Consider the following 14,827-nt stretch of genomic DNA (forward strand, 5'->3'; position numbering starts at 1 on the left):
TGGGGCACCGATGTCCCCCGGGTGGCCCACTCGCACGCGCGGACTCACCGTGTGAGCTGCGGGAACAGATCGGTGAACGGCGCGGCGGTCGCCGAGATGCCCCGGCCGAACGGCGCGTCGAAGTCCCAGATGAGGAACAGCAGGAAGGCGATCAGCACGCTGAACAGCCCGGCGAGCAGCAGCTCCCGGCCGGTCCTGCGGATCTGCAGCGTGAAGATGAGGCCGACCGTCACCAGGGCCCCGATGATCAGACCGAACCAGACGACCCCCGGCATCGTCTCCCCCGCGCTCTGCCCGCGTGCCCCGCGGGCGTCGTCGGCCAGGGCCACCTGGTCCACCAGGGGCTGGTACGCCTGCCCCTCGAAGTCGTTGGCCGGCTGGTAGTCGGTGACGCTGCGCCGCACCTTCTCCAGGAGCGCGGTGCCCTCGTCGCTGAGCTCGCCCTTCTCGGCCATGTACGTCCACTCGTCGTGCACCACGTACGAGACGTACGCGTCGACGTCGGCGCGGATCCTGGCGCGGACGTCCTGCGGGTAGACCTCGGCGCGCGCCGAGATCTCGTGCATCGCCTGGGCCTCCTGCCGCACGGTCTCCTGGGCGGCGCCGCGGGCCTCCCAGACACCGGCGATGGCCAGACCGAGGACGATCGCGTAGATCACGCCGATCATCATCGTCATGTACTCGATGACGTCAGGGGTCTCGCTGGGGTCGTCGTCCTCGGGGATCCGGCGGTTGTTGATGACGACGATGGTGAGCACGACGGCGCAGGCCGCGGCCATCGCGAGGGAGAGAACAAGCCATTCGGACATGGATTCCTCCGGCGGGATTCAGAGGGTCGGTGGATGAGGGGGACGGCGCGTCACTTGGAGCGCGGGCGCAGGATCGCCGTCGCGAGCACGGCGGGCGCGGTGATCATCAGCGTCGCCGTGACGACGGACGTGCCCCCCTGCTTCTTGGTGTGCGTCGCCGCGCGGTAGCCGGGCAGCGCCACGGGGGCCGACGGTCGCGGCCGGACGGTGGGAGTCGGGGACGGCGGGGCCGGCGGTGCGGCCGCGGGCTCCGGAGGCCTGGTCGTCGGAGGCGCGGGGGACGGCGGCTCCGGGCGGGGTGCGGGCCGGGCGGCCGGCGGCTTCGGCGTGGGCCGGGGCGGAGCCGGCTCGGGCCTGGGCGGCGGGGGCGGCTCCGGCTTCGGGGTCGGCTTGGGGGACGGGGACGGCTTGGGGGGCTCGGGCGTCGGCGTCGGTGAGGGCGTGGGCGTCGGCGTGGGCGTCGGGCACGGCGGGGGCGGCTCGGGGTCACAGGGCTTCGGGTGGTGGTGGTGGTGCTCGTGACCCTTGCCCTTGCCGTTCCCGTGGTGCTCGTGGCCCTTGCCCTTGCCGTGGCCCTTCCCGCCGGCGTTCCCCTTCCCGTCGCTGTTCCCGTCGTCGTCGCCGTCGTGGTGGCCGTCGCCGGCCACCGCGACGGCGATCTGTGAACCGCCCGAGTCGGTCGAGGCGTAGGCGCAGGCGTCGGCGGACGCGGGCGCCGGTGCGGCGAGCAGCCACACGAGCCCGAGGGCCGCCAGGGGCCGCGCGAGGAGTGATCCGTACAGAGACACGCCGTCGAGCTTGATCACAGCGGGGGCGTGCGCGGGCGGATTCGGGCGGGATTCGCCAGATGGAGGGGATCTCCGGATGTGTGGGCTTGACGTTTCGCCAGGTGTCGGTGACGGATTCGGCGCAATGCCCGTTATTGCCGGGCGGGATGATTCCGGACGGGTGGCCGACACGGTCCCTTCCGGCCTCCCGGGCAAGAAGTGTCCGGTTGTCGCCCTGTCGGAGGGGACGGCCAACAGGGCATCCTGCACCGGCGACCGGGCCCCGAGGACGGCAACAGCCGAGCTACGGGCAGGGTCTGGCGCTCCACCGGGTGCGACCGGCACCGTCGCGGGAACCGACGCACGATCATATGCACGTGAATTTGCACAGCCTGAAGGCGTGAACTCTGCGTTCCAAGAGCACGTGCCAATGGCGTGTGACCAAGAACGGACCGCGAATTTCCGTTTCTACTCGCTCTCCCGGCGGGCGATCAGTAGCCTCACCTCGAACACCGGCCGCGAACACCTGGCCGCATCCCCCATGGCGACTTGTTGGAGACATTGATGGAGCGTCCCGCCTGGGCTCCGCCCGGTATCGACATTTCGGTACCGAGCGTGTCCCGTATGTACGACTTCTATCTGGGCGGCTCGCACAATTTCGAAGTGGACCGGGAAGCGGCGCGCAAGGCCATGGAGTTCATGCCTGGCCTGCCCAAGATCATGCAGGCGAACCGTGCCTTCATGCGGCGCGCCGTCCGCCACGCCGTTGACAACGACGTCACCCAGTTCCTCGACATCGGCTCCGGCATACCCACCTTCGGCAACGTGCACGAGGTCGCCCTGGCCGCCGACCCCGCCGCCCGGATCGTCTACGTCGACCACGACCCCGTCGCCGTCGCCCACAGCCGCGCCGTCCTGGACGGCGCCGGCAGCGCGGCGGTCGTCTCCGCCGACCTGCGCAAGCCGGCCGACATCCTCCAGAGCCCCGAGGTGAGCCGACTCCTCGACCTGGACCGGCCGGTGGCCCTGCTCCTCGTCGCCGTGCTGCACTTCCTGGAGGACCAGGACCGCCCGGGCGAGGCCGTCGCCGAGCTGATCGACGCCCTCGCCCCCGGCAGCCTCCTCGTCCTCACCCACGCCTCGTACGAGGGCATCCCGCTCTCCGAGGAGACGGCAGGCGGCGCCGTCGGGGTCTACCGCGACATCCGCAACCCCCTGGTGATGCGGTCGAGCGAGGAGATCAGCCGCTTCTTCGAGGGCACCGAACTGATCGAGCCCGGACTCGTCCCGATGCCGCTGTGGCGGCCGGACGGTCCGGTCGAGGAGGAGGATCCGTACGCCTTCTCCGGGTTCGCAGGGGTGGGGCGCAAGGCGTGAAGGTCCCGTCGCAGCCGTCCGGCGCCGTCGCCGAAGCCGACGGCCCGGAGGACAGACTCAGGCGGTTCGTCACCATCTGGAGCCGCGCGATCTTCCCCGTCACCGCCACCTCGCTGACCCGCGCCGAGTTCGAGGGGCATCTGCTGCCGCTGGCCCGCACCCTGTGCGACGCCCTGCACGCCCGCCCCTTCGACACGGCACCGGCCCAGCGCGCCGGCGCGGCCCTCGTCGCCGCCCACTGCACCGACCCGGACGCGCTCGGCCGCAGCCTCGGCGTCGTCGACTCGTACCTGGTGCTCTACTGCGGTACGGAGTCGGACCTGCCCGCCGAGGAGCTGCGGGCCCGCTGCGCCCGGCTCCAGCACGCCATGGCCACCGGCTACGCGGGGGCCCTGCGCGAGCGGACCCTCACCGAGCAGGAGGCCATCGCCCGCTCCGCGCTCGCCGCCCGCAGCGCCGCCGAGATCGCCCTGCACGCCACCGAGAGCCGCTTCCGCGCGGTCTTCGACGGTGCGGCGATCGGCATCGGCATCGCCGACCTCGACGGCAACGTCCTGGAGGTCAACGAGACCCTCACCCGCATGTTCGGCGGGATGGAGGGACAGGTGCGCAGCCGGAACGTCTCCGAGTGGGTCCACCCGGAGGACGGGCCGCACGTCTGGAAGCTGTACGAGGAGCTGGTCCGCGGCGAGCGCGAGCACTACCGCGTCGAGAAGCCGTACTACCGCGGTGACGGAACGGTTCTCTGGACCAACCTCACCGTCTCGCTCCTCCGGGACGCCGAAGGCCGCCCGCAGTACCAGCTGGCCCTCATGGAGGACACCACCGAACGGCGCCTGCTCCATCTGCGCCTGCGGTACGAGGCCACCCACGACGCGCTCACCGGACTGCCCAACCGGACCCTGTTCTTCGAACGCCTGGAGAAGGCCCTCGCCCCCGGCGAGAACGCCCGCTTCGGCCTCTGCTACCTCGACCTCGACGGCTTCAAGGTCATCAACGACAGCCTCGGCCACTCCACCGGCGACCGGCTGCTCGTCGAGGTCGCCGACCGGCTGCAGAGCTGCGTCACCGGGGCCGGGGAGATGGTCGCCCGGCTCGGCGGCGACGAGTTCGTCGCCCTCACCACCGGCGCGGGCGGCCAGCGGGACGTCACCGAACTCGCCGACCGCATCCTCGCCGCCCTCGCCACGCCCCTGCGCATCGACGGCCGCGAGCTCACCGTGCGCGGCAGCCTCGGCGTCGTCGAGGGCCCGGCGGGGGAGCGGACCCCGGCCGAGGTGCTCCGCAGCGCGGACATCACGATGTACCGGGCCAAGTCGGCGGGCGGCAACCGCTTCGAACTCGCCGACCCCGAGGCCGACGCCCGTGCCATCACGCGGCACGGGCTCACCACGGCCCTGCCGACGGCCCTGGAGCGCGGTGAGTTCTTCATCGAGTACCAGCCGCTCGTCCACCTCGACGACGGCAGCGTGCACGGCGCGGAGGCGCTCGTCCGCTGGTGCCACCCGCAGCACGGCGTCCTCGGCCCGGACCGCTTCATCCCGCTCGCCGAGGACACGGGGCTCATCGTGCCCCTCGGCCGCTGGGTGCTCCAGGAGGCCGTGCGCCAGGCCCGCTTCTGGCAGACCCGGCACTCCGACGGCGGCCCGCTCCGCATCAACGTCAACCTCTCGCCGACGCAGCTCCACCACCCGCGCCTGGTCGCCGACACGGTCGACGTACTGGAGCGCTCCGGCCTCGAACCGGGCGCGCTGTGCCTGGAGGTGACCGAGTCGGCCCTGATCGGCGCCGACGAGGACCTCCTCAAGCCGCTGCGGCAGCTCGCCGAGATGGGCGTGGACATCGCGCTCGACGACTTCGGCACGGGCTACTCGAACCTCGCCAACCTCCGTCGGCTGCCGGTGAGCGTCCTGAAACTGGACCGGTCCTTCACCCGGGGCATGCAGCAGCACCCGGTGGACCCGGTCGACCTCAAGATCGTCGAGGGGATCGTCTCGCTGGCGCACAGCCTCGAACTGGCGGTCACGGTCGAGGGCGTGGAAACGGGCGCCCAGGCCCGCCAGCTCCGCGACCTGGGCTGCGACACGGCCCAGGGCTGGTACTACGCCCGACCGGGGGCGCCGGACCGCATCCACTCGCTGTTGCTGGCGGACGCGGTGTGACTCGCGAGGGCCCGTCCCGCCCGCCGTGAGCAGCGGGCTGGACGGCTCCCTCGCGGCGCACCCCGTGTGGGCAATCGTCCCGCTGGGGGGACCCCCATCGCCCCGGCGGAGCGCATGCCCACAGCGGCGGGTGGCGTCAGAGCGTGGCCAGCGTCAGGACGACGGTGTCCGCGCTGGTGGCGACCGAGACGGACGTCTTGTCCGAGGTGGCGGTGAAGACGCCGGCGATGTCCACCACCGTGTACTGCGCGCCTTCCAGCGCCTTGCGGTACTCGGCGACGACGGCCTTCGGGTCCTGGGCGCTGAAGGTCAGGACGTAGGCGCCCTTGCTGCCGGTCACGGAGGTCAGCTCCCCGGACGGGAGCGGCAGGCCGGCGGGCAGGTCGTCGGGCTTCTTCACGCCGCCCGTGGCAGGCGCGTCCGTGGTGGGGGACGCGGCCCCGCCGTCCGCCGGCGCCTGAGTGGTCGCGGTGGCGGTGGCGGCGCCACCCCCCTTGGCGTCGCCGTCCGACCCGCAGGCGGTCAGCCCGAGGACGGACAGGGCGACGACGGCGACAAGCGAAGTGCTGCGCTTCCAGGGCATGGTGACGTCCCATCAGTGAGGGTGGGTGAGGTCGTGCCTTCCGACGGGGAGATTGACATAGGAAAACTTCCTTTGACAAGTGTCAATCCGGCGGCCTAGCGTCCATCTCATGGACGCGACCGCCATCGCCCGCAATCAGGAACTCCAGCGCCAGTGGTACGGAGCTCCGCTCGGCGAGCTGTGCCGGGACCTCTGCGAGCGCTTCGGAATGACCCAGTCCGGGCTCGCCGAGACCCTGGGCATCTCGCCCGCCATGCTCAGCCTCGCCATGCGGGGCCGGCGCGCCCGGATCGCCAACCCCGACGCGGCGGCCCGCCTCTCCGCCGTCCTCCACCTCGCCCAGGAGGTCCGGGCCGGCACCGTACCGGCCGGGGACGCCCCCGGGGTCCTCGCGGAGATCCGTACCAGCAGGACGCCGGGCCAGGACTCGATGGGCGCGGCCGTGCTCCCGCACCACGAGACCGAGGACCCTTCGGCCGACCCCGACCCCGACCTGCACTTCGCCCTGCGCCTGCGCGACCTGCTCACCAGCCGTGCGGGCGCCGTCGACATCCTCGCGGCGGCTGAGCTCCTCGACGCCGCTCATCCCGGCCTCGCCGAGATCCTCCGTGTCTGCGGGGCGGGCCGCACGGACGAGGCCGTCGCCCTGGTCCGTACGACCGGCCGCTGACCACGGTCAGCGGCGGGAGCGCCACAGCCCCGTCCGTCTCACACGCTCCGGCGGGTCGCCATCAGCAGCCTCTGGAGCTCCCGGGCCGCCCTCGGGGGCGCCACGTCGCTGCGGTGCGCCAGCGCGATCGTCCGCCGCAGACCCGGCCGGGCCAGGGCCGTCACCCTGAGGTCCCGGCCCGCGCGCGCCGCGACCATCGCCGGGACGACCGCGAGCCCGAGTCCCGCCCGTACGAAGCCGAGCACCGCGTCCAGCTCTCCGCCCTCGACGGTGAACGTGGGCTCGAAGCCCTCCGCCCGGCAGGCCGCCACGGTCAGTTCCCGCAGGTCGTAGCCGTGCCGGAACATCACGAGGGGCTGGTCCCGCAGGTCCTTGATCCGCACCGGCCGGCGCGGCGCCGGCTCCGAGGCCGCGGAGACCACCACCAGGTCCTCCCGGAGCAGCTCGACCGTCGTCAGGGCGGGCGAGGGGGAGGGGAGGGGGAGCACGACCAGGGCCAGGTCGAGTGCCCCGCGCGCCAGCTCCCGTACGAGATCGTGCGAGCCGCCCTCCTCGATCAGGAGCTCGATCCCCGGGTGGAGGTCGTGGAAGGAGCGCAGCACGTCCGGGAGGAGTCCCGTGCACAGGCTCGGCGTCGCTCCGAGCCGCACCCGGCCCCGCTTGAGCTGGGCCAGCTCCTGCACCTCCAGGCGGGCCGTCTCCGTGTCGGCGAGGATCCGGCGCGCGAGCGGCAGCAGGGCCTCGCCGGCGTCGGTGAGGGTGATGTTCCCCCGGGCCCGGCTGAACAGCTCCGCGCCCAACTCCTGCTCCAGGGCCTTGATCTGCTGCGACAGCGAGGGCTGCGAGACGTGCACGCGCTCGGCGGCCCGGGTGAAGTGCCGGGTCTCGGCGACGGCGACGAAGTAGAGGAGCTGCTGGAACTGCATGCTCCCAGCGTAGGGGATGTGAATAGGTACAGCCTATGGAGATCAGCCGGACCATGTCTTGGACCTCTCGGGCCCTTCGGCCCTAGCGTCGAGCACATGGCTCTGGCACCCACGAGGGACCGGACGGCCGCCCGCCCGCCGTCCCCCACACCCTCCCGCGGATTCTGGTCGTCGACCCTCGGCAAGAAGACGGTCATGGCCGTCAGCGGGCTCGTCATGCTCGGCTATCTCGTCGCCCACGTCGCCGGCAACCTCAAGGTCTTCTTCGGTCCGGAGGAGTTCAACGCCTACGGCCACTGGCTGCGCGTCATGGGCGCCCCCGTCCTGCACCACGAGTGGGCCCTCTGGCTCGTCCGGATCGCGCTCCTCGCCGCCGTCGTCGCCCACGCCGTCTCCGCGTACCAGCTCAGCAGGCGCGACCTGAAGGCCCGCCCCACCGCGTACGTCCACCGCCGCAAGCGCTCCTCGTACGCCACCCGCACCATGCGCTGGGGCGGGATCATCCTCGGCCTGTTCATCGTCTGGCACGTCCTCGACCTGACCACCGGCACCGTCCACCCCGGCGGCTTCGAGGAGGGCAAGCCGTACCAGAACGTCGTCGACACCTTCTCCACCTGGTACGGCAACGTCGTCTACATCGTCGCCATGCTCGCCCTCGGCCTCCATGTCCGCCACGGCTTCTGGAGCGCCGCCCAGACCCTGGGCGTCGGCAACGCCCGCCGCGAGCGCCTCCTCAAGGCCCTCGCCGACACCCTCGCGCTCGTCCTGACCGCGGGCTTCGTCTCCGTCCCCGTCGCCGTCATGACCGGAGTGGTGAGCTGACATGAGTGCTCTCGGATACGTCACCGGCGAGCCGATCGCCGACACCAAGGCGCCCTCGGGGCCCATCGCCGAACGCTGGGACACCCGCCGCTTCCAGGCCAGGCTGGTCAACCCCGCCAACCGGCGCAAGCACCGGATCATCGTCGTCGGCACCGGCCTCGCCGGCGGCTCGGCCGGCGCCACCCTCGCCGAACAGGGCTACCACGTCGTCCAGTTCTGCTTCCAGGACTCCCCGCGCCGCGCCCATTCCATCGCCGCCCAGGGCGGCATCAACGCCGCCAAGAACTACCGCAACGACGGCGACTCGATCCACCGGCTCTTCTACGACACCGTCAAGGGCGGCGACTTCCGGGCCCGCGAGTCCAACGTCCACCGCCTCGCCCAGATCTCCGTCGAGATCATCGACCAGTGCGTCGCCCAGGGCGTCCCCTTCGCCCGCGAGTACGGCGGCCTGCTCGACACCCGATCCTTCGGCGGCGTCCAGGTCTCCCGCACCTTCTACGCCCGCGGCCAGACCGGCCAGCAGCTCCTCCTCGGCGCCTACCAGGCGCTGTCGAGGCAGATCGCCGCCGGAAACGTCGAGATGCACGCCCGTACGGAGATGCTCGACCTGATCGTCGTCGACGGGCGGGCCCGCGGCATCGTCGCCCGCGACCTGATCACGGGCGAGATCTCCACCCACTACGCGGACGCCGTCGTCCTCGCCAGCGGCGGCTACGGCAACGTCTTCTACCTGTCGACGAACGCCATGAACTCCAACGCCACGGCCGTCTGGCGGGCCCACCGCCGCGGCGCGTACTTCGCCAACCCCTGCTTCACCCAGATCCACCCCACCTGCATCCCGCGCACCGGCGACCACCAGTCGAAGCTGACCCTGATGAGCGAGTCGCTGCGCAACGACGGCCGCATCTGGGTCCCGAAGGTGAAGGGCGACACCCGGCCCGCCGCCGAGATCCCCGAGGACGAGCGCGACTACTACCTGGAGCGGATCTACCCCTCCTTCGGCAACCTCGTCCCCCGCGACATCGCCTCCCGCGCCGCGAAGAACGTCTGCGACGAGGGCAGGGGAGTGGGCCCCGGCGGGCAGGGCGTGTACCTCGACTTCGCAGACGCGATCCGCCGGATGGGCCGCAAGGCCGTCGAGGCGAAGTACGGCAACCTCTTCGACATGTACGCGCGGATCACCGCGGAAGACCCGTACGAGGTCCCCATGCGGATCTACCCCGCCGTGCACTACACGATGGGCGGACTGTGGGTCGACTACGACCTCCAGACCACCGTCCCCGGCCTCTTCGCCATCGGCGAGGCCAACTTCTCCGACCACGGCGCCAACCGGCTCGGCGCCTCGGCCCTCATGCAGGGCCTCGCCGACGGCTACTTCGTCCTGCCCGCCACCATCAACGACTACCTCGCCCGCCATCCGCACGGCGAACCCGTCACCGACGACCACCCGGTGGTCCGCGAGGTCCTCGCCGAGACCGAGGACCGCCTCCACCTCCTCCTCTCCGTCGACGGCGACCGCACCCCCGACTCCTTCCACCGCGAACTCGGCGAACTCATGTGGGAGTACTGCGGCATGGCCCGTACCGAGGAGGGCCTGAGCGAGGCCCTGCGCCGCATCCCCGAGATCCGCGAGGAGTTCTGGCGCCGCATCAAGGTCCCCGGCACCGGCGAGGAGTTCAACCAGTCCCTGGAGAAGGCCAACCGGATCGTCGACTACCTGGAACTCGCCGAGCTCATGTGCCTCGACGCGCTCCACCGCGCCGAGTCCTGCGGCGGCCACTTCCGCGAGGAGTCCCAGACGCCGGACGGCGAAGCCGCCCGCCGCGACGAGGAGTTCGCGTACGCGGCGGCCTGGGAGTTCACGGGCTCTTCCCCCGTCCTCCACAAGGAGGACCTCGCCTTCGAGTACGTCCACCCCACCCAGCGGAGCTACGCATGAGGCTCAACCTGCGCGTCTGGCGCCAGAAGAACGCCGGCACCGAGGGTGCCATGGCCACCTACGAGGTGGACGGGGTCTCTCCCGACATGTCCTTCCTGGAGATGCTCGACACCCTCAACGAGGACCTCATCCTGCGCGGCGAGGACCCCGTGGCCTTCGACCACGACTGCCGCGAGGGCATCTGCGGCGCGTGCAGCCTCGTCATCAACGGCGACGCGCACGGGCCGGAGCGCACCACCACCTGCCAGCTCCACATGCGCTCCTTCCGCGACGGCGACACCATCGACGTCGAACCCTGGCGCGCGTCCGCCTTCCCCGTCGTCAAGGACCTGGTGGTCGACCGCTCCGCCTTCGACCGCGTCATCCAGGCCGGCGGCTACATCACCGCGCCCACCGGCGCCGCCCCCGAGGCCCACGCAACCCCCGTCCCCAAGGCGGACGCCGACTCGGCCTTCGAGCACGCCGAGTGCATCGGCTGCGGCGCGTGCGTCGCCGCCTGCCCCAACGGCTCGGCGATGCTCTTCACCTCCGCCAAGATCAACCACCTGAACGTCCTGCCCCAGGGCTCCCCGGAACGCGAGACCCGGGTCCTCGACATGGTGGCCCAGATGGACGCCGAGGGCTTCGGCGGCTGCACCCTGACGGGCGAGTGCGCCACGGCCTGCCCGAAGGGCATCCCGCTCCCGTCGATCGCGGCGATGAACAGGGAGTGGCTGCGGGCGCGGCGCAAGGCCCCCCGGAGCTGATCGGATTCCGGACACTCTGGCGGCGTGGGCTCCGCCACCCCCCGCACCCCGGCGCCGAAGATCATTCACGGAACGATCACTTTCTCCGTAGGATCTTCGCTCCGGGGTGCTCCTGTCCGCCCCGACAGCAAGATCAACTCCGTTCAAAACTGTACTTACCGTGGCATGTTGTCCACTTCGCGGCCAACCGGCCTCCGGCGATTTCCGCCGCGCCGACACCCCCGGGTACTGATGAGTACCGCCGGGGGGCACCTGACCGAACCCTCCGGTCGCACCGACCATTTGGGGGTTTCATGTCCAGCATCACCCGCCGTCGGGCCCTCGGCGTCGCGGCCGGCGCGGCAGGCGCCGCCGCGGGCCTCGCCCTGGCAGGCCCGGCCGCCGCCGCTCCCCGGGCCGCCGCTCCCACGGCCACCGCCCCGGAGCCGTTCGACGAGGTCTACCAGGGCCGCCGCATCCAGGGCGGGCCCTCGCACGGCAGCGGCCATCACGGGGGACACCACGGAGGCGGCTACTCCGTGACGATCGACGGCGAGGAACTGCACGTCATGCGGAACGCCGACGGCACCTGGATCAGCGTGATCAACCACTACGAGCCCGTCGCCACGCCCAGGGCGGTGGCCCGCGCGGCCGTCCGGGAACTCCAGGGCGCCCCGCTCGTCCCCCTCACCCTCAGCTGATCAGGGCCAGGAGCCGCACCACCATGACCGTACGCAAGAACCAGGCCACCCTCACCGCCGACGAGAAGCGGCGCTTCGTCGACGCCCTCCTGGAGCTCAAGCGCTCCGGGCGGTACGACACCTTCGTCACCACCCACAACGCCTTCATCATGAGCGACACCGACAGCGGCGACCGGGTCGGCCACCGTTCGCCCTCGTTCCTGCCCTGGCACCGCCGCTTCCTCATACAGTTCGAGGACGCGCTGAAGTCCGTCGACCCGACCGTCACCCTCCCGTACTGGGACTGGACGGCCGACCGCACCTCCCGCTCCTCGCTCTGGGCCCCCGACTTCCTCGGCGGCACCGGCCGGGCCCGCGACGGGCAGGTGACGGACGGCCCGTTCGCCCGCACCGGGAACCGCTGGACGATCAACGTCCGCGTCGACGGACGCGACTACCTCCGGCGCGACCTCGGCGCCGGCGGCCGCCAGCTGCCCACCCGGGCCGAGGTGGACTCGGTCCTCGCCATGGAGACGTACGACACGGCCCCCTGGAACAGCTCCTCGGACGGCTTCCGCAACCACCTGGAGGGCTGGCGCGGGGTGAACCTCCACAACCGCGTCCACGTCTGGGTCGGCGGCCAGATGGGCACCGGAGTCTCCCCGAACGACCCCGTGTTCTGGCTGCACCACGCCTTCGTGGACAAGCTGTGGGCCGACTGGCAGGCCCGGCACCCCCGGTCGACGTACCTGCCGGCCGCCGGAACCCCGAACGTCGTCGACCTCCGCGACACCATGCGCCCGTGGAACGACGTGACCCCGGCGGACATGCTGGACCACACCCGCCACTACACCTTCGACACGGCGGCCTGATCCGGAGGGCCCAGGGGAGGCCGGGGTTCGGCGCCTGATTCCAGGGAGGGGGGCAGCAGGTCCAGCGCCTGATTCCAGGGGGGCGGGTTCGGCGCCTGATCTTAGGACGGGGGCGGGTTCAGCGCCGCTCGCCGAACCCCAGCGCCCGGGCCAGATACGGCGCGGTGCGGCTGTCCGCCGCCCGCGCCACCCGGTCCGGCGGGCCCGCCGCCACCACCCGGCCGCCCTGGTCGCCGCCGCCGGGGCCCAGGTCGAGGACCCAGTCGGCGGTGGCGACGACGTCCATGTCGTGCTCGACCACGACCACCGAGTGCCCGGCGTCCACGAGACCGTGGAGCTGGCGCATCAGGACCTCCACGTCGGCCGGGTGCAGCCCGGTCGTCGGCTCGTCCAGGACGTAGAGGGTGTGGGCGCCGCGCGGCCGCTGGAGCTCCGAGGCGAGCTTGATGCGCTGCGCCTCGCCGCCGGAGAGCTCGGTGGCGGGCTGCCCGAGCCGCAGATAGCCCAGGCCCACGTCGAGCAGGGCGCCCAGGCTCCGGGCCGCGGCGGGGGTGTCGTCGAAGAAGGCGGCTGCGGACTCCACGGTCAGATCGAGGACCTCGGCGATGGTGAGGCCGCGCAGCCGCACCTGGAGCGTCTCGGGGTTGTAGCGGGCGCCGTGGCAGTCGGGGCAGGGCGCGTACGTACTGGGCAGGAAGAGGAGCTCCACCGAGACGAAGCCCTCGCCCTGGCAGGTCTCGCAGCGGCCCCCGGGCACGTTGAAGGAGAACCGGCCCGCCTTGTACCCGCGCGCCCTGGCCTCCTCGGTCTCCGTGAAGAGCCTGCGCACGACGTCGAAGAGCCCGGTGTACGTGGCGAGGTTGGAGCGCGGTGTACGGCCGATCGGCCGCTGATCCACCGTCACCAGGCGTCCCACTCCGGGAACTTCGTCGGTCAGCGCACTGACGAGCGTCGACTTGCCGGAGCCCGAGACGCCCGTCACGGCCGTGAGGACGCCGACGGGGAAGGCCGCGTCCACCGCCCGCAGGTTGTGCAGGGTGACCGGCCCGGGGCGCAGCCAGCGCGCCGGTTCGCGCACCGACCGACCGGGCGCGGGCGCCCGGTCGAAGAGGAACCGCCGGGTCGCGGACGCCTCGACGCCGGCCAGCTCCTCCGGCGGGCCGCTGTGCAGTACCCGCCCGCCGTGCACGCCGGCGCGCGGGCCGACGTCCACGAGCCAGTCGGCGTGCCGGACGACGTCGAGGTGGTGCTCGACGACGAACACCGAGTTCCCGGCGGCCTTGAGCCGGTCGAGGACCACGAGCAGGGCCTCGGTGTCGGCCGGGTGCAGCCCTGCGGACGGCTCGTCCAGCACGTACACCACGCCGAAGAGGCCGGAACGCAGCTGGGTCGCGAGCCGCAGCCGCTGGAGCTCGCCGTTGGAGAGCGTGGGGGTGGCGCGGTCCAGGCTGAGGTAGCCGAGGCCGAGCTCGGTGACCGTGCCGATGCGGGCGACGAGGTCCTCGGTGAGGACCCGCGCCGTCTCCGAGGTGTCCGGGGCCGTCGCCGCGACCGTCGAGAGAAGGCCCGACAGGGCGGTGAGCGGCAGGGCGGCCAGCTCGGCGACGTTCCGGCCGGCGAAGGTGACCGCGAGCGCCTCGGGCCGCAGCCGTCCGCCGCCGCAGGCCGGACAGGACGAGCTGGTCAGGAAACGCTCCGCCTTCGCGCGCAGCGTCGGGCTCTTCGAGTCGGAGAAGGTCCGCAGGACATAGCGGCGCGCACTCATGTACGTGCCCTGGTAGGGGCGTTGGATGCGGTCCGCCTCCCGCACCGGGTGCACGGTGACGACCGGCTGCTCGTCCGTGAAGAGGATCCACTCCCTGTCCTTCGCGTCGAGCTCCCGCCACGGCCGGTCGACGTCGTGTCCGAGGGTGTCGAGCACGTCCCGCAGGTTCTTCCCCTGCCAGGCACCGGGCCACGCCGCGATGGCGCCCTGACGGATCGACAGGTCGGGGTCGGGTACGAGGAGTTCCTCACTGGTGTCGTGGATGAGTCCGAGCCCGTGGCAGGAAGGGCACGCCCCCGCCGCCGTGTTGGGGGAGAAGGCGTCGGAGTCGAGCCGTTCCGCCCCCTCCGGATAGTCCCCGGCCCGCGAGAACAGCATCCGCAGGGAGTTCGACAGCGTGGTCACCGTACCGACGGAGGAGCGGGCGTTCGGCGAGGACCGGCGCTGCTCCAGGGAGACCGCCGGCGGGAGCCCGGTGATCTCGCCGACCGCGGGAGCCCCCACCTGGTGGATCAGCCGCCGCGCGTACGGGGCCACCGACTCGAAGTACCGCCGCTGGGCCTCGGCGTAGATCGTCCCGAAGGCCAGCGACGACTTGCCGGAGCCGGAGACCCCGGTGAACACGACGAGCGCGTCACGCGGGATGTCGACGTCGACCCCGGCGAGGTTGTGCTCCCGGGCACCTCGGACGCGGACGTAGGGATCGTGGGGGGTGTCATGCATGGGG

The 14,827-nt window shown here is 72.1% G+C and carries 13 protein-coding genes; 8 read left to right on the top strand and 5 right to left on the bottom strand.

What is annotated here, in order from left to right; all coding sequences use genetic code 11:
• Positions 1-44: 44 nt before the first annotated feature.
• Both ABT041_RS04025 and ABT041_RS04030 read right to left on the bottom strand, forming a co-directional pair.
• Positions 45-809, bottom strand: coding sequence for a bestrophin-like domain (locus ABT041_RS04025; RefSeq protein ID WP_351178542.1), 765 nt, complete (start codon positions 807-809; stop codon positions 45-47).
• Positions 810-859: 50 nt separating this feature from the next.
• The gene (locus ABT041_RS04030; protein WP_351178545.1) at positions 860-1,597 is read right to left on the bottom strand and encodes a hypothetical protein; all 738 of its coding nucleotides are present in this window, start codon (positions 1,595-1,597) and stop codon (positions 860-862) included.
• A gap of 543 nt (positions 1,598-2,140) precedes the next feature.
• On the opposite strand from ABT041_RS04030, the gene ABT041_RS04035 reads away from it, so the two are divergent.
• Positions 2,141-2,953 carry an SAM-dependent methyltransferase gene (locus ABT041_RS04035; protein WP_351178548.1) on the top strand — a complete coding sequence of 271 codons (813 nt, stop codon included), beginning with the start codon at positions 2,141-2,143 and terminating at the stop codon, positions 2,951-2,953.
• The gene (locus ABT041_RS04040; RefSeq protein WP_351178551.1) at positions 2,950-5,115 is read left to right on the top strand and encodes a putative bifunctional diguanylate cyclase/phosphodiesterase; all 2,166 of its coding nucleotides are present in this window, start codon (positions 2,950-2,952) and stop codon (positions 5,113-5,115) included. Before ABT041_RS04035 ends, ABT041_RS04040 begins: the two co-directional genes overlap by 4 nt.
• A 136-nt stretch (positions 5,116-5,251) precedes the next feature.
• Here the strand turns inward: ABT041_RS04040 and ABT041_RS04045 are convergent, their stop codons facing one another.
• Positions 5,252-5,698, bottom strand: a complete 447-nt coding sequence (locus ABT041_RS04045; protein ID WP_351178554.1) for a hypothetical protein — start codon at positions 5,696-5,698, stop codon at positions 5,252-5,254.
• Between the two features lie 109 nt (positions 5,699-5,807).
• On the opposite strand from ABT041_RS04045, the gene ABT041_RS04050 reads away from it, so the two are divergent.
• Positions 5,808-6,368: a helix-turn-helix transcriptional regulator gene (locus ABT041_RS04050; RefSeq protein ID WP_351178557.1), complete on the top strand. Its 561-nt coding sequence runs from the start codon at positions 5,808-5,810 to the stop codon at positions 6,366-6,368.
• A gap of 38 nt (positions 6,369-6,406) precedes the next feature.
• Here ABT041_RS04050 and ABT041_RS04055 read toward each other — a convergent pair whose 3' ends face one another.
• Positions 6,407-7,294: a LysR family transcriptional regulator gene (locus ABT041_RS04055; protein ID WP_351178560.1), complete on the bottom strand. Its 888-nt coding sequence runs from the start codon at positions 7,292-7,294 to the stop codon at positions 6,407-6,409.
• Between the two features lie 96 nt (positions 7,295-7,390).
• On the opposite strand from ABT041_RS04055, the gene ABT041_RS04060 reads away from it, so the two are divergent.
• The 5 genes from ABT041_RS04060 (at position 7,391) to melC2 (ending at position 12,335) form a co-directional block, all read left to right on the top strand.
• Positions 7,391-8,116 carry a succinate dehydrogenase gene (locus ABT041_RS04060; protein WP_502976357.1) on the top strand — a complete coding sequence of 242 codons (726 nt, stop codon included), beginning with the start codon at positions 7,391-7,393 and terminating at the stop codon, positions 8,114-8,116.
• A 1-nt stretch (position 8,117) separates the two neighbouring features.
• The gene (locus ABT041_RS04065) at positions 8,118-10,058 is read left to right on the top strand and encodes a fumarate reductase/succinate dehydrogenase flavoprotein subunit (RefSeq protein ID WP_351178563.1); all 1,941 of its coding nucleotides are present in this window, start codon (positions 8,118-8,120) and stop codon (positions 10,056-10,058) included.
• Positions 10,055-10,804: a succinate dehydrogenase/fumarate reductase iron-sulfur subunit gene (locus ABT041_RS04070; RefSeq protein WP_351178565.1), complete on the top strand. Its 750-nt coding sequence runs from the start codon at positions 10,055-10,057 to the stop codon at positions 10,802-10,804. The genes ABT041_RS04065 and ABT041_RS04070 overlap by 4 nt, the downstream gene beginning before the upstream one ends.
• A gap of 293 nt (positions 10,805-11,097) precedes the next feature.
• The gene (melC1, locus tag ABT041_RS04075; protein WP_351178568.1) at positions 11,098-11,484 is read left to right on the top strand and encodes an apotyrosinase chaperone MelC1; all 387 of its coding nucleotides are present in this window, start codon (positions 11,098-11,100) and stop codon (positions 11,482-11,484) included.
• 23 nt (positions 11,485-11,507) lie between these two features.
• Positions 11,508-12,335: a tyrosinase MelC2 gene (gene melC2 / locus ABT041_RS04080; protein ID WP_351178571.1), complete on the top strand. Its 828-nt coding sequence runs from the start codon at positions 11,508-11,510 to the stop codon at positions 12,333-12,335.
• A 118-nt stretch (positions 12,336-12,453) separates the two neighbouring features.
• Here the strand turns inward: melC2 and ABT041_RS04085 are convergent, their stop codons facing one another.
• Positions 12,454-14,823 carry an ATP-binding cassette domain-containing protein gene (locus ABT041_RS04085; protein ID WP_351178574.1) on the bottom strand — a complete coding sequence of 790 codons (2,370 nt, stop codon included), beginning with the start codon at positions 14,821-14,823 and terminating at the stop codon, positions 12,454-12,456.
• Positions 14,824-14,827: the final 4 nt, after the last annotated feature.

It is taken from the genome of Streptomyces sp. NPDC002825, assembly GCF_040295385.1.
GTDB lineage: Bacteria > Actinomycetota > Actinomycetes > Streptomycetales > Streptomycetaceae > Streptomyces.